Source organism: Janthinobacterium sp. NFX145, assembly GCF_049810325.1.
Lineage (GTDB): Bacteria > Pseudomonadota > Gammaproteobacteria > Burkholderiales > Burkholderiaceae_D > Janthinobacterium > Janthinobacterium rivuli.
In genome coordinates this window covers 1,464,874-1,483,524 of the sequence record NZ_CP187360.1, presented here as the reverse complement: position 1 = coordinate 1,483,524, position 18,651 = coordinate 1,464,874, and the positions used below count along the sequence as shown (strand labels likewise).

General features: G+C 61.2%; 18 protein-coding genes. 6 read left to right on the top strand and 12 right to left on the bottom strand.

Annotated elements, in window-relative coordinates; all coding sequences use genetic code 11:
• Positions 1-25 precede the first annotated feature (25 nt).
• The 6 genes from ACPJXG_RS06670 to ACPJXG_RS06645 all read right to left on the bottom strand — a co-directional run bounded on the left by ACPJXG_RS06670 (position 26) and on the right by ACPJXG_RS06645 (position 4,852).
• Positions 26-598 (bottom strand): class I SAM-dependent methyltransferase, encoded by a 573-nt coding sequence (locus tag ACPJXG_RS06670; RefSeq protein ID WP_425253755.1) that lies wholly within the window; start codon positions 596-598, stop codon positions 26-28.
• Between the two features lie 42 nt (positions 599-640).
• Entirely contained in the window at positions 641-1,318 is a 678-nt protein-coding gene (locus tag ACPJXG_RS06665; RefSeq protein ID WP_425253754.1) for a site-2 protease family protein, read from the bottom strand.
• 94 nt (positions 1,319-1,412) lie between these two features.
• On the bottom strand, positions 1,413-2,036 hold the full coding sequence (locus tag ACPJXG_RS06660; protein ID WP_035821164.1) for an L-threonylcarbamoyladenylate synthase: 624 nt from the start codon (positions 2,034-2,036) through the stop codon (positions 1,413-1,415).
• Positions 2,037-2,074: 38 nt separating this feature from the next.
• Positions 2,075-2,959, bottom strand: coding sequence for a protease HtpX (htpX, locus tag ACPJXG_RS06655; RefSeq protein ID WP_035821167.1), 885 nt, complete (start codon positions 2,957-2,959; stop codon positions 2,075-2,077).
• 93 nt (positions 2,960-3,052) lie between these two features.
• The gene (locus ACPJXG_RS06650; RefSeq protein ID WP_425253753.1) at positions 3,053-3,886 is read right to left on the bottom strand and encodes a 3',5'-nucleoside bisphosphate phosphatase; all 834 of its coding nucleotides are present in this window, start codon (positions 3,884-3,886) and stop codon (positions 3,053-3,055) included.
• A 90-nt stretch (positions 3,887-3,976) separates the two neighbouring features.
• The gene (locus tag ACPJXG_RS06645; RefSeq protein ID WP_176389016.1) at positions 3,977-4,852 is read right to left on the bottom strand and encodes an alpha/beta fold hydrolase; all 876 of its coding nucleotides are present in this window, start codon (positions 4,850-4,852) and stop codon (positions 3,977-3,979) included.
• A gap of 207 nt (positions 4,853-5,059) precedes the next feature.
• Here ACPJXG_RS06645 and ACPJXG_RS06640 point away from each other — a divergent pair, with 207 nt between their 5' ends.
• From ACPJXG_RS06640 to ACPJXG_RS06620, 5 genes are all read left to right on the top strand, one after another.
• Positions 5,060-5,584, top strand: coding sequence for a gamma carbonic anhydrase family protein (locus ACPJXG_RS06640; RefSeq protein ID WP_035821175.1), 525 nt, complete (start codon positions 5,060-5,062; stop codon positions 5,582-5,584).
• A 4-nt stretch (positions 5,585-5,588) separates the two neighbouring features.
• Positions 5,589-6,569 carry an Hsp33 family molecular chaperone HslO gene (gene hslO, locus ACPJXG_RS06635; RefSeq protein ID WP_425253752.1) on the top strand — a complete coding sequence of 327 codons (981 nt, stop codon included), beginning with the start codon at positions 5,589-5,591 and terminating at the stop codon, positions 6,567-6,569.
• Positions 6,570-6,725: 156 nt separating this feature from the next.
• Positions 6,726-9,137, top strand: a complete 2,412-nt coding sequence (locus tag ACPJXG_RS06630; protein ID WP_425253751.1) for a TonB-dependent receptor — start codon at positions 6,726-6,728, stop codon at positions 9,135-9,137.
• Entirely contained in the window at positions 9,137-10,267 is a 1,131-nt protein-coding gene (locus ACPJXG_RS06625; RefSeq protein WP_425253750.1) for a glycerophosphodiester phosphodiesterase, read from the top strand. The genes ACPJXG_RS06630 and ACPJXG_RS06625 overlap by 1 nt, the downstream gene beginning before the upstream one ends.
• A gap of 164 nt (positions 10,268-10,431) precedes the next feature.
• Complete coding sequence (locus ACPJXG_RS06620) at positions 10,432-10,713, top strand: hypothetical protein (protein ID WP_425253749.1); 282 nt, start codon at positions 10,432-10,434, stop codon at positions 10,711-10,713.
• Between the two features lie 257 nt (positions 10,714-10,970).
• On the opposite strand, the gene ftsB is transcribed toward ACPJXG_RS06620, so the two are convergent.
• From ftsB to ACPJXG_RS06605, 3 genes are all read right to left on the bottom strand, one after another.
• Positions 10,971-11,294, bottom strand: coding sequence for a cell division protein FtsB (ftsB, locus tag ACPJXG_RS06615; RefSeq protein ID WP_425253748.1), 324 nt, complete (start codon positions 11,292-11,294; stop codon positions 10,971-10,973).
• A gap of 61 nt (positions 11,295-11,355) precedes the next feature.
• Positions 11,356-12,639: a phosphopyruvate hydratase gene (gene eno / locus ACPJXG_RS06610; RefSeq protein ID WP_035821185.1), complete on the bottom strand. Its 1,284-nt coding sequence runs from the start codon at positions 12,637-12,639 to the stop codon at positions 11,356-11,358.
• Positions 12,640-12,781: 142 nt separating this feature from the next.
• Positions 12,782-14,434 (bottom strand): CTP synthase, encoded by a 1,653-nt coding sequence (locus tag ACPJXG_RS06605; protein ID WP_402719154.1) that lies wholly within the window; start codon positions 14,432-14,434, stop codon positions 12,782-12,784.
• Between the two features lie 246 nt (positions 14,435-14,680).
• On the opposite strand from ACPJXG_RS06605, the gene ACPJXG_RS06600 reads away from it, so the two are divergent.
• On the top strand, positions 14,681-15,088 hold the full coding sequence (locus tag ACPJXG_RS06600) for a PRC-barrel domain-containing protein (RefSeq protein WP_035821190.1): 408 nt from the start codon (positions 14,681-14,683) through the stop codon (positions 15,086-15,088).
• Positions 15,089-15,156: 68 nt separating this feature from the next.
• Here the strand turns inward: ACPJXG_RS06600 and ACPJXG_RS06595 are convergent, their stop codons facing one another.
• Genes ACPJXG_RS06595 through exbD form a run of 3 tightly spaced genes read right to left on the bottom strand, consistent with a single transcriptional unit; the run spans position 15,157 to position 18,648 of the window.
• Positions 15,157-17,415 (bottom strand): TonB-dependent receptor domain-containing protein, encoded by a 2,259-nt coding sequence (locus tag ACPJXG_RS06595; RefSeq protein WP_425253747.1) that lies wholly within the window; start codon positions 17,413-17,415, stop codon positions 15,157-15,159.
• 31 nt (positions 17,416-17,446) lie between these two features.
• Complete coding sequence (locus ACPJXG_RS06590) at positions 17,447-18,226, bottom strand: TonB family protein (protein WP_425253746.1); 780 nt, start codon at positions 18,224-18,226, stop codon at positions 17,447-17,449.
• Entirely contained in the window at positions 18,223-18,648 is a 426-nt protein-coding gene (exbD, locus tag ACPJXG_RS06585) for a TonB system transport protein ExbD (RefSeq protein ID WP_051958971.1), read from the bottom strand. The genes ACPJXG_RS06590 and exbD overlap by 4 nt, the downstream gene beginning before the upstream one ends.
• Between the last annotated feature and the right edge of the window lie 3 nt (positions 18,649-18,651).

Below are 18,651 nucleotides of genomic sequence, written 5' to 3'. Positions count from 1 at the left end.
GTGCATTCTGACATAGTATGGCCGCTCAAAACGTCGGCAGCAGCGCTGCCAACCGTGGAAAATCCGGCCGGACGGCGCAAATTCGTTGCACCAGAGCAGCTTTTGGCTGTTCCACGCGCCCATCCTCATACGCTACCACACGCAAGCCCTGCTGCACCGCCCAGGTCAGCATTTCGCCTTCCTTCAGCAGGAATTTCGGATTCGACGGCTTGCCGAACTGCTCATTACCCTCGGCAAACGTTTCATACAGCAGCACGCCATCGGGCGCCAGGCTGGCAATCATGGCCTCCAGCAGCGGCCGGTGCAGATAATTGGTGACGACGATGCCGGCAAAACGGCCGGGCGCGAAGGGCCAGACGGCGCCTGGCGCTTCCAGGTCCACCAGCGAGGTGGTGATGCCCGTGCCGGCCGCCTTTTCCAGCATTTCCGGATCATGGTCGAGCGCGATCACGGGGTGGCCCAGGCTCACCAGGTGGCGCGCATGGCGGCCGGCGCCGCAGGCCAGGTCCAGCACTTCGCCGCCCGGGATCAGGGGCGCCCAGCGGCGCAGCCAGCCGGAAATCGCTTCGGTTTCTATTGTTGGTTCAGTTACTTGCATCGGTACTTCCATCAATTATTTGCGTGCATCCGGTTGTTGGCATCAAGTCAATAGCGCCGTCAGGGGCGTGACCAGGGTGACAAAAATGCCGATGACAAATTCGATCGCCGCCAGCAAGGCGCGGTTCAATACGCCCGTGTACATCAGCAGCACCAGGGCGCCAAACACATACAGGCTGTAGCGCTCGATGCTGGCGTAAGGGCGCGCCAGCTGCATCGGCAGCAAGCCCGTCATGATGCGTCCGCCATCGAGCGGTGGCACGGGGATCAGGTTAAACACGAACATGGCCGCATTCACGCTGATGCCGGCGCCCGCCATCTTGCGGAAAAACATGCCCATTTCCGTCGGCGGCATAACGCTGAGCACGACAAAGGCGATCATCCAGCCGAAGCCCATAACGAAATTGGCGCCAGGACCGGCAAACGCCACCCAGGCCATCTGCTTCTTCGGATTGCGCAGGCGGCTGAAATCGACGGGCACCGGCTTGGCATAGCCGAACGGCACCTGGATCGTGAAATACAGCATCAAGGGCAGCAGGATCGTGCCGAAAGGATCGATATGCCGGATGGGATTGAGGCTCAGCCTGCCCTCGTTCGAGGCCGTGGGGTCGCCGAAATAGCGGGCCGCGTAGCCGTGCGCCGCCTCATGCAGGGAAATGGCAAACAGCACCGGCACCAGGTACACCGCAACGGTCTGGACTATCGTATTGAAATCGCTCATGACCGCGATTCTACCAGAGGCGAACTATGCCCTTTCTTACGTTGTCATTAAGAACAGGTGAAGACCAGCCCGGCAAAGGACGCGCCCTGCCCCTCTACAAACCCAGCACGGCCGGGTCGCCGCGTCCCACACGCACCACTTCCGGCTCCGGCCCCGTCAGGTCGATCACGGTACTGGGGCCATGCGCGCAGACACCGCCATCGATGATCAGGTCGACCAGTTTTTCCAGCCGCTCGCGGATGGTGTCGGCATCCGTCAGGCTGTCTTCGTCGCCGGGCAGGGTCAGGGTGGCGCCCAGCAAGGGCTGGCCCAGCTCTTCCAGCAGGCATTGCACAATACGGTGTTGCGGCACGCGCAGGCCGATGGTCTTGCGCGAAGGATGGCTGAGGCGGCGCGGCACTTCCTTCGTCGCTTCCAGGATGAAGGTATAGGCGCCCGGCGTGGCCGCCTTGAGCAGGCGGAACTGGCGATTGTCCACGCGGGCGTACACGCCCAGCTCGCTCAAGTCGCGGCACAGCAAGGTCAGATGGTGCTTTTCATCCACGCCACGGATGCGGCGCAGGCGCTCGACGGCGCCCTTGTCGTCGAGCTGGCATACCAGCGCGTAGCAGGAATCGGTCGGCAGGGCCACGACGCCGCCGGACTGGATGATTTGCGCCGCCTGCTTGATCAGGCGCAATTGCGGATTGTCAGGGTGAATATGAAAAAATTGACTCATGTGTAAGCGTTCTGGCGAACCAGCTTGTTAAGTTAGCATTATTGTACGCCGCGCAGCGCGGCGATGCGTTGTTCGAGTGGCGGATGGGTGGCGAACAGTGCGCCCCAGCCGCCATTGCCGCCGCTGATGCCCAGCGCCTGCATCGATTGCGGCAGCTCGCCCGGCGGCACGCCGCCCAGGCGAGCCAGCGCATGCATCATCGGCGTCGGGCTGCCCAGCAGCTTGGCCGAACCGGCGTCGGCGCGAAATTCGCGCTGGCGCGAGAACCAGGCCACGATGATGGAAGCGAGCAAGCCGAAGATCACTTCGCACACCATCACGGTCACAAAGTAGCCGATGCCGCGCCCGCCGCCTTCGCGGTTGTTATTTTTCAGCAGCACATTGTCGACGAAGAAGCCCACGACGCGGGCCATGAAGACGACGAAGGTATTCACCACGCCCTGGATCAGGGTCAAGGTGACCATGTCGCCATTGGCCACGTGGGCGATTTCATGGCCCAGCACGGCTTCGACTTCATCGCGGTTCATGCTTTGCAGCAAGCCAGTGGAGACGGCCACCAGCGCCGAATTTTTAAAGGCGCCCGTGGCGAACGCATTCGCGTCGCCTTCGTACACGGCCACTTCCGGCATGCCGATGCCGGCCCGCTCGGACAGCGCGCGCACGGTATTGACCAGCCACAATTCCGTCGACGAGGTCGGGTTGTCGATCACGCGCGCGCCCGTGCTCCACTTGGCCATCGGTTTGCTGATCAACAGGGAAAAGATCGAGCCCGTGAAGCCGACCACCAGCGAAAACACCAGCAGGCTGCCCAGGTTCAGGGTGCTGCCGCGCGCCGGATTGCCCACGCCCAGCAAACTGAGTACGAGCGACAGCACCAGCATCACGGCCAGATTGGTTGCAATAAACAGGACGATACGTTTCATGGGCGATGGCTCCGGAAAAACAAGAATGACTAAAAGATAAGTATGCGGCCGCGACTTTTCAAGCCCGCGCCGCAGGCGCAGGCCAGCCGCGCCCTAGAACCAGTCGTGCCAGATCGGGGTCACGTTGGCAGGCAGCGGAGGCAGCATGGCAAAATCCACGCGCGACTCGCCTGGCGCATGGAAATCCGTGCCGCGCGAAGCGAGGAAGCCGTAGGCGTTGGCCAGTTGCGCGTATTCCGGATACTGGTCCGGGCTGTGGCTGCCCGTGACGACTTCAATGGCCACGCCGCCGAGCTGCTTGAACTCATCGAACAGCACGCCTTGCGCCATGTCGCTGAAGCGGTAGCGGCCCGGATGGGCGATGATGGCCACGCCGCCCGCGCCGCGTATCCAGCCCACCGCTTCGGCCAGGGTGGCCCAGCGGTGTTCGACGTAGCCGGGCTTGCCTTCCGACAGGTATTTCTTGAACACGTCGGGGATGTTCGCGCATTTGCCCATTTCCACGATGTAGCGGGCAAAGTGCGTGCGCGACATCAGGTCCGGGTTGCCAACGAATTTCAAGGCCCCTTCATAGGCGTCGGGGATGCCGGCCAGATCGAGCTGGCGGGCGATTTCGCGGCCACGCGCATCGCGCCCGGAACGCGTCTGGTGCAAGCCCTGCACCAGACCCGGATTGTTTTCATCGACTTGCAAACCGACGATGTGCACGGTTTCGCCAGCCCAGGTAATGGAAATTTCCACGCCAGCCACGAAGCGCATGCCCAGATCCAGCGCGGCCGTGCGCGCGGCGGCAACGCCCGACACTTCATCGTGATCCGTCAGCGCCCAGACATCGACGCCCGCCTTGCGTGCGTGCGCGGCCACGGCGGCGGGAGACAGCACGCCGTCGGAGATATTCGAATGACAATGCAGGTCGACTTTAAGCATGTGAAAACAATACCCTGCACGGGCTCAGCATGGAAGAAGTTTTCATTGTACGCTGCTTGTCAAATAGCGCTGCGGCGTTCCCGTCACACATCAGGCCAAAAAGGCTTCCACCAGGCGAGCCAGTGCCGCCGGCTGGTCATGATGCAGCATGTGGCCCGCGTCCGCCATCATCTCGCAGCGCACATCCTTGATGCAGGCCAAACGCCGGTCGATTTCAATGCGCGCTTGTTCCTTTGGCCCCATCCATTGCCACATATTTGTATCGTCGGCTTCCACCCACAGCACGGGCGCCGTGATGCGGCGCCAGCACGCCATCACTTCTTCCACCTGGTACAGGATGGGATTGACCCGCTTGTGCTGCGGGTCGCCCATGATGTCCCACTCGCCCGCCTCGTTCTGCGCCGACCAGTGCTCGGCCAGGAAAGCCGCGCGCTCGTCCGGCAGGCGCGGATTGGTCTTTTGCAGGCGCTCGGCCACGGCCTTTTGCGTGGGATAGCTACGCATGGCGGGCGGCTCGCGCAATTCGTCCAGCCACTTGGCGTAGCGGCCCGGCGCCTGCTCCGGCTTGCTTGCCATCATGCCGAAGCCTTCCAGGTTGATGAAGCGGCTGATGCGCTCGGGCCGCACGCCCGCGTACAGGCCGGCCACGTTGGCGCCCATGCTGTGGCCCAGCAGGTTGACGGGCGCGTCCGGCGAGTAATGCAGCAGCATGGCGTCCAGGTCCGCCAGGTAGTCGGGGAACCAGTAAGTGTCCGATTGCGTATAGTCGCTGAGGCCGAAGCCGCGCCAGTCGGGGGCGATCACGTGCCAGTCGCCCTGCAACTCGTCGACGACGAACTGGAACGAGGCGGCCACGTCCATCCAGCCATGCACCATGAACAGGATGGGCGCGCCTTCTCGGCCCCAGTGCCGCACATGCGTGCGGGCGCCGCGGATGTTGATGAATTCGGAACGGGAAAGTTTCATGGTTTTCATCTCATTGCCTGCCTTGAAAGTGGCGCGAATGGCGCCACATGCTGTGTCTGTAGATAGTGCGGACATAAAAGTACGACCGTTCGATAATTATACCGGATTGACGCCCGGCGCTCGGACTTGCCCTGCAACAGCGTAAAATAGCGCAAAACTTCCGCGTCCGGCCGTGCCCGGCGCTTCCACCACCGCCACAGGCTAACGATGACACTCTACCAATTGGGCGCCGATGCGCCGCAGATTGATGCTTCCGCTTTTGTTGCCGACACGGCCAATGTGATCGGCAAGGTGACCCTGGAAGCGAATACGTCCGTATGGTTCGGCGCCACGATTCGCGGCGACAACGAACGCATCACCGTGGGCGCCAACAGCAATGTGCAGGAAGGCGCCGTGCTGCACACGGATCCGGGCTACCCGCTGGACATCGGATCGAACGTCACCATTGGTCACCAGGCAATGTTGCATGGCTGCACCATCGGCGATGGCGCCCTGATCGGCATCCAGGCCGTGATCCTGAATGGCGCGAAGATCGGCAAGAACTGCCTCGTCGGCGCGGGTGCGCTGGTCACGGAAGGCAAGGAATTTCCCGACAATATGCTGATCATCGGCTCACCGGCGAAAGCCGTGCGGGCTCTGACGGCAGACGATATCACCAGGCTACAAAGCAACGCCGTGAACTATGTGCAACGCGGCCAGCTATTTAATACGCAACTCAAGAAGATTGGATAAGAGAATGACGACTGAAACCACGGGCGCGGTCAGCGCAGCCGTTAGCGGCCAGGATACCCTGCAAAAATTTATTTTCGACAACGCCGCCGTACGCGGCCAGTTCATCGACGTGTCCCACACCTGGCAGGAAGTGGTGTCGCGCCACGCCTACCCGACGGCCGTGAAAAAAGTGCTGGGCGAAATGGTGGCCGCCGCCGCCCTGCTGTCGGCCAACCTGAAATTCAACGGCTCCATCATCATGCAAATCCATGGTGACGGCCCCGTGCGCCTGATGGTGGTCGAGTGCGACTCCGACCTGCGCCTGCGCGCCACGGCCAAGCTGGATCCGGATGCCGCCATCCCCGACGTGGCCACCGTGCCGCAATTGCTCAACGCCACCGGCAAGGGCCGCTTCATCATCACCCTGGACCCGGCCGACAAGGTGCCAGGCCAGCAACCGTACCAGGGCATCGTGCCGCTGGACGGCGACGACATGGCGACCGTGATCGAAAACTACATGTTGCGCTCGGAACAGCTTGATACGCGTCTGTGGCTGGCCACGGACGACAGCGTCTCGCGCGGCCTGCTGCTGCAAAAGCTGCCCCACCATGGCGGCAAGGCCGAAGCGACGCCTGTGTCGGAAGAAGACGCGCTCGACACGTGGAACCGTGCCGTGATGCTGGCGTCGACCCTGAAAGAGGCGGAAATCCTGTCGACCGATATCGACACCCTGATGCAGCGTTTGTTCTGGGAAGAAACGATCCGCGTCTTCGACCCGCTGCACCCGAGCTTCCATTGCAGTTGCACGCGTGAAAAAGTGGGCAATATGCTCAAGATGCTGGGCGAGGAAGAAGTCAACAGCACCCTGGAAGAAGTGGGACAAGTGGGCGTGAACTGCGATTTCTGCGGCCAGCACTACGAATTCGACAAGGTCGATTGCGCGCAGCTGTTCATCACGGATGCGCCGGCGGAAGTTTTGATTCCACCCGCAGCCAGCATCAACTAAGCATTACAGTTTCGTAATGAATCTGCCGCGCCGCCCTTGAGGCGGCGCAATTGTTTCCGCTGTCATCCTCCCGTCATCAGTTCGTCATCAGCCCGTCACGCGCCGCCGTTACGCTGCGCAGCTTGTATTCCTCCCAATACTTTCCACAGGCTGATAATGACCACCCACTTGACGCTGGCCCTGCGCCGCCATTCCTTCCACGTTTTGCTGGGCGCTTGCGCCGCAGGCTTGAGCTTGCCTACCCTGGCGCAAACGGCCGTCGCCGCCGCCGTGGCATCGGCCACTACCGACATGGCCGCAGCGGCCGCCCCGGCTGCCGACGACAATGCACCGATGACCACCGTGGAGATTTCCTCGCGCAAGACGCGCTCTTCCGTCGCCCTGAGCAAGAATGAAATCCAGAAAATCCTGCCCGGCACGAATCCCCTGAAAGCCCTGCAAACCCTGCCCGGCGTCAGCTTCCAGACGGCAGATCCATGGGGCAACAACGAGCAGAACCTGTCGCTGTTCGTGCATGGCTTTTCCGGCCAGCAACTCGGTTACACCATGGATGGCGTGCCGCTGGGCGACCAGCAGTACGGCAACTACAACGGCCTGTCGCCGCAGCGCGCCGTGATCAGTGAAAACGTGCGCAGCGTCGTGCTGTCGTCGGGCGCGGGCGACCTGGCCACGGCCTCGACCAGCAACCTGGGCGGCACCATCGAAACCTATTCCAGCGACCCGCTGGCCACGCAGGGCGCCAGCGTGCAGCAAACCGTGGGCAGCCACCGCACCTCGCGCACGTTTGCCCGCTACGATACGGGCGCCTTCGGCGAAGGCAGCAGCGCCTACTTTTCCATCCTGCACCATGAAGCGCGGGCCTGGGATTTCGACGCGCGCCAGGGCGGCGACCAGTTCAACGCCAAGTACGTCAACCGCAGCGAGGCAGGCAAGCTGACCCTGTTCTTCAATTACTCGGACAAGATCGAACCGAACGAAGACAGCACCGTGCACGTGGCCGGCGAAACGAGCGCGCCGTACACGCGTCCCTTCCTGTACCCGGACTTCAAGGCGGCCCTCAATTACCTGTCGCCGACGGGCGCCACGCCTGCCGCGGACGGCAACAATTACCGCAATTACTACAGCGATGCGCAGCGCACCGATTACCTGGCGTATGCCAAGTTCGACGCCAACTTGTCCGAAGGCATGACCTGGTCGAACCAGGTGTATTACCACAAGGATGACGGCGCGGGCGTGGTGGCCGGCCCCATCGGCGTGGCCGGCTTGCCTGGCCTGTTCAGCGTGTACTACCCGAAACAGAATTTGAAGCAAGTCTTCGGCAACTCTGGCTACGCCGTGCGCACGACGGAATACGACATCAAGCGCGGCGGCTTCCTTTCCACCCTGCGCAAGGAAATCGGCGAACACCAGCTGGAAGCGGGCCTGTGGCTGGAACAGAACCGCTCATCGGCCTATCGCCGCTGGTATGCGCTGGACGTCAACAACCCGACGTCGCCCTACGACCGCCCCAGCAATCCTTTGATCACGCAGTACGGCAGCGAGATCGACAACAAGGTGGTGCAGCTGCACTTGCAGGATGAATGGCGTATCCGCCCCGATATCGCCCTGCAGGCCGGTTTCAAGTCCAGCCTGCAATTTGCCGATGGCCAGTTCCCCGTGCAGCCGGCCAAGGGCGCCATTTCCGGCGGTTCGACGGCCTTGCCGGTCGGCACCATCAACACGAAAAAATGGTTTTTGCCGCAAGTGGGCGCGCGCTGGGATTTCACGCCGCAGGACCAGCTGTATTTCAATATCCAGAAAAACATGCGCCAGTTCGTCACCTATGGCGGCGGCGGCGCCTCGCCATGGAGCTTGTCGAGCCAGGCCGCTTTTGATCTGTTCAAGCGCGATGCCAAGCCGGAAACGGCACTCACCTATGAAGTGGGCGTGCGCGGCAGCCACGCCTTGAACCTGGGCGCCATCACGGCCATCGATGGCCAGGTCAACGTCTACCACGTCGATTTCAGCAACCGTTTGCTGCAGATCAGCCCAACCCCCGTGATTTCCTCCATCATAGGCGGCAATCCCGTGCTGGCCAACGTGGGCAGCGTGCGCACGGACGGCATCGATATCGCGGGTACTGTGCACTTCGGCAACAATTTCTCGTTCTACAATGCCCTGTCGTACAACCGCTCGCAGTACGCGGACAATTACAACAATGGCGCCGCGCTGGTACTGACGGCGGGCAAGAACGTGCCGGGCTCGCCGGAATGGCTGAACAAGTTTGTTGCTTCCGCGACGCTTGGCGATATCGAAGTGCAACTGACGGGAGACTATGTGGGCAAGCGCTACGCGACGTACACCAACGATTTATCGGTCCCAAGCTACTTCCTGATGGGCCTGGGCGTGTCGGGCAAGCTGCCGGCCATGGCCAGCTGGCTGAAAAACCCGCGCTGGCGTGTCAACGTCAGCAACCTGGCCAACCGCGAAGGCTCGCTGAACGTGGTGGTCGGCGCGGCCGACAAGACATACAACACCTTCCCGATCGCCCCGCGCCAGGGCTTCCTCACCTTGACGGCGGATTTCTGATGCGCACATCAATCTTGCCGCAACGGCATTTTTCGCGCCGCAGCTTCGTCCAGGCGGCCGTGGGCGGCCTGGCCCTGGCCGCCGCGCCCGGCTTTGCGGCCGGCCTGCTGACTGCGCCACCGGCGCGGCCGCTGGTCTTCGCCCACCGCGGCGCCAGCGCCCTGCGTCCCGAGCATACATTGGCGTCCTACGCCAAGGCCATCCTCGACGGCGCCGACTACGTCGAGCCGGACCTGGTCGCCACGCGCGACGGCATCCTCGTGGCGCGCCACGAAAGCAATCTGATCGACACCACCGACGTGGCGCGCCGGCCCGAGTTTGCCAGCCGGCGCGGCAAGAAGATGGTCGACGGCGAATGGCACGAAGGCTGGTTCGTCGACGACTTCACCCTGGCCGAACTGAAAACCCTGCGCGCCATCGAACGACTGCCGAAAGTACGTACCGGCAACACCTTGTACGATGGACAATTCCAGATCCCGACGTGGGAAGAAATCATCGATTTTGTTGCAGCGCAATCTGCCGCCAGCGGACGCATCATCGGCCTCGTGCCGGAGCTGAAAAGCTCGACCTATTTCCGCGATGCGGGCCTGGCGCTGGAAGACCGTTTCCTCTCGACCCTGCTGGCGCACGAATACACGCGCCGTGCGCCGATCGAAATCCAGTCCTTCGAAGTAGCGAATTTGAAGTATTTGCGCGAGAAGCTGGGACGGCGCGCCAACGTGCGCCTGATGCAGCTGGTGGTGGGTGGCGATATCCGCCCGATGGACGTGGCCAAGGCCGGCGGCAAGCTGACGTTCGGGCAAATGATTACGCCAGCCGGCCTGCGCGACATCGCCGCCTACGCGGATGTGGTGGCGCCGCCCACGCGAGCAATCATCGCGCTGGGCGCCGACCAGCGCCTGGCAAAACCTTCTTCCATCGTCGACGATGCGCACCAGGCGGGCTTGCTCTTGCACACGTGGACCTTCCGTCCGGAAAACCGTTTCCTGGCGGCCGACTTCCGAGACGGCAATGGCGAAAATGCGCGCAACGAGGCTGGTTCCGTGGCGGAAATGCGGCGTTACATTGATACGGGACTCGACGGTTTTTTCAGCGACGATCCGGGTTTGGGACGCATCGCCGCAGGATAAACCGCAGGATAAACATTTAGTAACAAATTCATTTTCAGGGCGTGGCCGATGGCTACGCCCTTATTATGCGTTTCTTGAATTTCTGAAATTGGAATTTGAAATTGGACGCATATCGCAAACTCCATTATTGTGCAATGCAACAACAGACCATTCATGGAGGGCATATGTCCACTTTTACCAACACCTACAGCAACGACAACGACAACTACTTCAGCAACCTGGGCCGCGCCACGCGCGCCTTCCTCGGCGCCCTGCTCGCTTCCAAGCCGTACAGCGAACTGGCACAGAAGGAAGTCATCGCCAGCACGAACACCAGCACCGAGGACGCGCGCTATGTGCGCCCAAGCAAGCGCGACATCGCCCTGCTGAACTCGGAAGCGGCCCGTTACGAAAACCTGATGCCGAACTTGGCCGCAGAATTGCGCTTCCTGGCGTCGCGCGGATAACTCAATACTGAAAGGATTTTTATATGATATTTCTCGAAACCGCACTGATCGCTGTCGCCGTCGTGGTCACCAGCATCCATTTTTACCTGATCTCGACCGGCAAGGCCCGTTTCTGATCAGCAAGCAGCAAGGCAGCAGCACGCCGCGCCATGCGGCCAGTCGTGTGCAGCAGTACAAGGTAACAAGGTAACAAAGTAGTCATGTGACAGGTCAGCCTGGCAATCGGTCCAGGCTGGCAAGCGGGAAGTAGTACTATCTTAGCGTGGCGCAGCGGCGTCCACCGGCGTTTCCAGCAGTGGCGGGGTTTGTCCCTTGCGCACGATCTGCACGAAAATCTCATTCTGTTTGACCATGCCCAGCTCGTAGCGGGCACGCTCTTCGACGGCGCCCGTCCCATCTTTCAGGTCGCGCACTTCGGATTCGAGCTTGGCGTTGCGCGCCTTCAATTCCATATTCTTTTTATTCGCCACCGCCACTTGGGCTTCCATGTCGGCAACACGCAGCCAGCCGCCTTTGCCCAGCCAGAGGGGAAATTGAATCAACAGCAGCAGGGCTGCCAGGGCGAGCGTAATCAGGCGCATGGGGTATTCAGTTAACAAACCGGCCGGATATCTCCGGCCGGCCAGTGGGTTTTACATCAGCTTACTTCAGATTATAGAACGCATCGCGGCCAGGGTAGCTGGCGATGTCGCCCAGGTCTTCCTCGATACGCAGCAGCTGGTTGTACTTGGCCATGCGGTCCGAACGCGACATCGAGCCGGTCTTGATCTGCAGGGCGTTCGTGGCAACGGCGATATCGGCGATGGTCGAATCTTCCGTTTCGCCCGAGCGGTGCGAAATGACGGCCGTGTAGCCGGCGCGCTTGGCCATTTCGATGGCGGCGAAGGTTTCCGTCAGGGTGCCGATCTGGTTGATCTTGATCAGGATCGAGTTGGCGATGCCTTTCGAGATGCCTTCTTTCAGGATCTTGGTGTTGGTGACATACAGGTCGTCGCCGACCAGTTGCACTTTCTTGCCCAGTTCCGCCGTCAGAATCGCCCAGCCGTCCCAGTCGCCTTCATGCATCGCGTCTTCGATCGAGATGATCGGGTACTTGTCGCACCAGGTCGCCAGCAGGTTGGTGAACTCGGTGGCGCTCAAGCTCAGGCCTTCGCCTTCCATTTCGTACTTGCCGTTCTTGTAGAACTCGGACGCGGCGCAATCGAGGCCGATGGCGATCTGCGTGCCTGGCTCGTAGCCCGCTTCTTCGATGGCCTGGATGATCAGCTTGATGGCTTCTTCATGGTTGGCCAGCGATGGCGCGAAACCGCCTTCGTCGCCCACGTTGGTGTTCAGGCCCTTCTTGTGCAGGATCTTTTTCAGCGTGTGGAATACTTCCGCGCCGTAGCGGACGGCTTCCTTGAACGACGGGGCGCCCACGGGAATGATCATGAATTCCTGGATGTCCAGGTTGTTGTCGGCGTGTGCGCCGCCGTTGATGACGTTCATCATCGGCACTGGCATCTGCATGGCGCCCGAACCGCCGAAATAGCGGTACAGCGGCAAGCCCGCTTCTTCGGCGGCAGCCTTGGCAACAGCCATCGAGACGGCCAGGATGGCGTTGGCGCCCAGGCGCGATTTGTTTTCCGTGCCGTCCAGGTCGATCAGGGTACGGTCCAGGAAAGCCTGTTCATTGGCGTCCAGGCCCATGATGGCTTCGGAGATTTCGGTGTTGATGTTCTCGCATGCTTGCAGCACGCCCTTGCCGAAGTAGCGCTTGGCGTCGCCATCGCGCAATTCCACGGCTTCGCGCGAACCGGTCGAGGCACCCGACGGCACGGCCGCACGGCCCATCACGCCCGATTCCAGCAACACATCGCATTCGACGGTCGGGTTACCGCGCGAGTCCAGGATTTCGCGACCGATAATATCAACAATAGCACTCATGTCATTCTCCAAAGTTAAGCTTAACAGGGGGCTGCACACTGCGTTCTGATGCGCAATTGCACAAAGGGGGCAAAGAAACTCCCGGCGGGAACCATCTGGCCGGGAGCTGTCTTACGGGTAATACTGTCGCGATCGACCGGCGTTACTCAGCGACGGCGTTGGCTTCCTTGTGCGCCAGCGCTGCCTTGATGAACGAGGTAAACAACGGATGGCCGGTGCGTGGCGTCGACTTGAACTCAGGATGGTATTGCACGCCCATATACCATGGGTGGGAATTCTCACCCGTGCGTGGCAATTCCATGATTTCGCACAAATCTTCGCTCGGCGTGCGGGCCGACACGATCAGGCCAGCCGTTTCGACACGGGCCAGGTAGTGATTATTGGCTTCGTAGCGATGACGGTGACGCTCGGTCACCACGCTGCCGTAGATCTCGGCGGCCAGGGTGCCCGGATTGACGGCGCAGGTCTGCGCGCCCAGGCGCATGGTACCGCCCAGGTCCGAGTTTTCATCGCGCAACTCGACTTTACCATCGTGGTTTTGCCACTCATTGATCAGTGCAACGACAGGTTGATCCGTATCAAGGTCGAACTCGGTCGAATTCGCGTTCGGCATGCCTGCCTTGTTGCGCGCGTATTCGATCAGGGCCACTTGCATGCCCAGGCAGATGCCCAGGTAAGGGATCTTGTTTTCACGGGCGAACTGGGCCGCCTTGATCTTGCCTTCCACGCCGCGCTTGCCGAAGCCGCCCGGTACCAGGATGGCATCGTACTTGCCCAGGTTCTCGCAACCGGTCGTTTCGATTTCTTCCGAATCGATGTACTCGATGTTGACGCGGCTTTCCGTGTGGATGCCAGCGTGGCGCAGCGCTTCGATCAGCGACTTGTACGACTCGGTCAGCTCGACATACTTGCCGACCATGCCGACGGTCACTTCCGCCTTCGGATGCTCCATCGTGTAGATCAGCTTGCTCCAGATCGACAGGTCGGCCGGTGCCGGATCGAGGTCCAGCGCGTCGCAGATGATCTTGTCGAGGCCCTGGTCGTGCAGCATTTGCGGCACTTTGTAGATGGTGTCGACGTCCCACACGGAAATGACGGCCTGCTCTTCGATATTCGAGAACAGCGAGATTTTCGCGCGTTCGTCTTCCGGGATGGCGCGGTCGGCGCGGCACAGCAGCGCATTCGGCATGATGCCGATTTCGCGCAGCTTTTGCACCGAGTGCTGGGTCGGCTTGGTCTTCAGTTCACCGGCCGAGGCGATGTAAGGCACCAGGGTCAGGTGGACGAAAGCCGTGTTCTTGCGGCCGGCGCGCAGGCTCAGCTGACGTGCCGCTTCCAGGAATGGCAGGGATTCGATATCGCCGACAGTGCCGCCGATTTCGCACAGGGCCACGTCGTAGCCTTCGGCGCCACGGCGGATGTAATCCTGGATTTCATTGGTGATATGCGGAATCACCTGCACGGTCTTGCCCAGATATTCGCCCCGGCGTTCCTTGCGGATCACCGATTCATAGATCTGGCCAGTGGTGAAGTTATTCACCTTTTTCATGCGGGTGGAAATGAAGCGCTCGTAGTGACCGAGGTCGAGGTCGGTTTCGGCCCCGTCATCGGTGACGAATACTTCACCGTGTTGCATAGGGCTCATCGTGCCAGGATCGACGTTGATATACGGGTCGAGCTTGAGCATGGTGACTTTAAGGCCGCGCGATTCGAGGATCGCGGCGAGGGAGGCGGCGGCAATCCCTTTTCCAAGGGAAGACACAACGCCACCAGTGACGAAGACAAATTTGGTCATTGCAGATGGTGCCGAACGGCACGTGCGGGAAATTGAAATTATACACTAAAGCCCGCCTGCGTCGCTCCCCGCGCGCGGAAATTTGCGGCAAATACCGACTATCCCTCCCCCTCCTGCTGTCTACGCACAACAAAATTGCAAGCTGGCAATAATTGAAATATTTCCAATTCCATACTTTGTGTGGGCGAGCGAACAGACCCTGCCGCACCCTGGCGGCAGACTGGCATTTTCAACAGGAGGTCCATCATGAGCTACGAAGAACGCGACGCCTACGGCATGTATGTCAACCGCGGCCACAAAGGTCCCGGCCCCGAACTGATGGGTGCCGACACCCTGATCGGCGACCATGTGCACAACGCCAAGGATGAACATCTGGGCGAAATCAAGGAAATCATGATCGACATGCGCAGCGGCAAAATCGCCTACGCCGTCATGTCGCACGGCGGTGTCTTCACCATCGGCGAAAAGCTGTTCGCCGTGCCGTGGGAAGCGCTGCTGCTCGACACCGTCAACAAGCGCTTCACCCTCAACGTCGACAAGGAACGCATCGAAAACGCGCCCGGCTTCGATACGGATAACTGGCCGAACATGGCCGATACCACGTGGGTGAACTCCATTCACAGCTATTATGGAACGACACCACGCGAGTATTAATTCACCCCAAGCGCAGGGCCGGGGTCGTACCCTGAGGGTACGACCCCAGTATTTGCACTTGGGTTTGACTAAAACCGGTACTCCAGCCCCGCCACATACGTCCGGCCCCGCGCCGTGCTCAGCGGCGTGTTGTCCTGCGACTGGGACGGCATCGAGTTCAAACGGTTCAGCGCTTCCGAGAAATCCTTGTTCATGGCGTTTTGCACGGACAGGCGCAGGAACAGATTTTTCGTCACCTGCCAGCTCGCATACAAGTCGATCACGGCCGGGATCTTCGGATTGTCGGCCTTGAGCACTTCGCCCGTCGCTTCATCGGCTTCATTGTCCGGCGACAGGCGGCGGTTCGAGCCCGTATGCTTGAGAATGGCGCCCACTTCCAGCTTGTTGTCCAGCAATCGCGTGCCCACATCGAGGTTGTAGTACACGCTGGGCAGCTCGCTGATGTCGGCCGCGCCAAACCAGGCGCTGGCGATCGAGGTCGGCTGGCGCGTCGTTTCGCGCGTGTACGACAGGCGCGCATAGGCCGGTCCCAGCTGATATTGCGCTTCCAGTTCCCATCCGCGCGAATACACGGGCGTGGCCGAGTTGATGTAGATATACATGTTCGTCATGTAGTCATCCACATTCTGCCAGTCGTTGGCCAGCACTTCCGCGATATTGCACTTGCGGCCGCGGTCGCACACGAGGAAGGACTGGCTGGTGATATAGCCGTCGATCTTGCTCTTGAAATACAGGGCCTTGAAGTTCAGCACGTCATTCTTGCTCAGCAAGCCATGCAAGCTGGAATTGAAACCCAGCTGGTAGGTCGTCGCTTTCTCGCCCTTCAGGAAAGGATTCATCGAGGCCCCGCCGTCATTCGAAAAAAACACTTCCTGCGGATTCGGCCCGCGCATCGTGCGCTCGGCGCTGGCAAACGGCTGCAACCACGGCGTCACTTGCGCGGAAACGAGCAGCGAAGGATTGATGCCATGCTCCTTGAGCGCAATATTGCTCGCCCCTTGCGGGAAACACTGCACGCGCGGATCGCAGGCGGGCTTGTAGCCGGTCAAATCAAAGTGCGTGGTATTGAGACCCGCATTGACCTGCACAATCCCACGGTTGTATTGCAGGCCCGCATACAGGCTGCTGATCTTTTGCACGCCCTCGGGGCCAAACGTATTGTTTTCAATCGATTGCTGGTTCGCGTCCGGATTGTCCGGATCATCGACCAGGCTTTCCACGTGCTTGCTGTACTTATTGCGCATCAGTTTGCCGCCGACGGTCACCAGCGCGTCGCCACCGGCCAGTTTGAAACTGCTGGTGTTGTTGATGTCGATGGCGTCGGCGCGGTTGGCCGCATTCGTGTTGATGAAATTGGTCAGCGCCTCGGGCATGTATTTCTGGTTGCCGCGGCTGCTGCTGGCCACCACATTGAGGTCGATCAATTCCGAAAACGGCGTGTAGTGATATTTCACGTAGTAGTCATTGCTCTGGATATCGCGGCGCGTAAACGTGTTGCGGTAATCGCGCGCCGACAGTTCCAGCGCATGGAAGTCGCTCAACTTGAGATCCAGCTTCAGCAGTTGCGACTTGGGTTTCTGCTTGTAATAGCGGTTGTAGCCGAAACCGAATTCCTCGCTGTTGACGCCCTTGGCATTCTTGTAGTTGTTGCCGATCACGCTAGCGCTGGTGGCGGCCATGAAGCCCACGCTGCCGCCATCGAAGGCGGGGTTTTTCATGGCCACGGCCAGCATGGCGCTGCGTCCCACGCCGTTATTGCCAGTCGACATTTTCGTGCGCGCCCCCGTTTTTTCGCCGGCGAAGACGACGTCATCGACGCCGATGGTGCGGAAATTGGCGCTACCAGCCAGCGCATTGACGCCATCGCCACCGACAACATTGCCGCGCGACACATCCACGCCGATGATGAAATTCGGGTCGATCAGGGCACCGAACTGGCTGCTGGACACGCCACCGTGCGACACGGACGACGGCGCGCTGCCATAGTAATTCTGGCTCACGCCATCGACCATCATGTTGACACGCCCCAGGCCCGACAGGCCGCGGATGTTGACGCTGACGGCGCCCTGCGCCGGGTCGATCTGGGTAAACGTACCCGGCATGCTGCGCACGATCTGGTCGACGCTCTGCAAGCGCGTATCGGCCCCGCGCGCACTGACGGCGCCCGGTTTCTCCAGCGCCTGCTGTTCCGCCGGGACAGTTTCACCCGATACATTCAGCGGCGAAAATTCCACCTTGCCACTGTCTTGCGCCTGCTGCGCCCATGCCTGCTGCGCGAGCAAAGCCATGCAGATGCCCACGGCCTGCGTCATTGTCTTGATATGCATACACCCTCGATTTCTTATGTGATTGAAAAATTCAGCTGGCGCCGTGACCGTTCCCGGCATCGAGCTTGAACGACACGGGCAAGGTGACCGTCACCGTGCCCTGTCGCAATACGCTGGCGGGCGGCGCCGGCAGCGGCTGCGCACGCTGCAGCACTTGCAAGGCTTCGCGGTCAAGCAGCACCGTGCCCGACGAGGTGACCAGTTCGCTGGCCAGCAATTTGCCGTCGCGGTCCACCTGGAAGCGCACCCAGGCGGCGCCAGCCTTCTTGCGCTGGCGCGCATCGCCCGGATAGCGCTTGAAGTGGGCCAGGTGGCCGAGTACCTGGCTTTGCCAGCTGGCCGGCGCCGCGCTGGCGGGCGGCGTATCGCTGTTGAACGGCGCCGCCTGCGGACCGCGTACGGGGCTTGGCGCCGGCGTGGCGCTGCTGCTGGCCTGCGCAGGCACAGACGCTTCCTTCGCGGCATCCTTGCCGGGATCGGGCGACGGACTGGTTTCTGCCTTCGCCTCTTTTTCCGCGGCGACGATGTCCGGCGCGGCGGCGCGTGCCAGCACCGGTAGCGCCTCTTGCCTGACTGCACTCTTGGGCGGCCGGGCGGCGCTGGACGCGGCCGACTGGCGCGCGCCCACGGCATGCGCCACCCGCGTTTCCGGCGACATCGCTTGCGCGGCAAACACCACCATCACGCTGGCCGCCGGGTTGGCGGGCACGACGGTGACGGGCTGCCAGCTGGCCCACCACAGCAGCGCCAACGCGGCGGCCGCCACCAACGACGTGGCGATGCCCCAGCTCAATACAGGGCGCGGATTCACCCGCCCTCCCGGCCCACCAGGCCCACTTTCAGATAGCCGGCCTGGCGCAGCGCGTCCATGACGCCCAGCACGTCTTCATACGCGGCTTGCTTGTCGGCCTGGAAAAACAGCGTGCGCTGGCGGTCGCCGCCCGTCTGGGCGTCGAGCAGGCTGCCCAGCTGCTCGCGCGCCACGGGCGACTCGCCCAGGTACAGGCTGTGGTCGGCTTTCAGGGAAACGAACAGCGGTTTTTCGGGACGCGGTTCGGGCTTGGCCGTGGCGGCAGGCAAGTCGATTTTCAGGTCGACGGTGGCCAGCGGCGAGACCACCATGAAAATGATCAACAGCACCAGCATCACGTCGATGAAGGGCGTGACATTGATCTCGCTCAACTCCGGCATATCGGCCGTATCGTCGTCCGACGAAGGAAACAGGGACGCCATGGC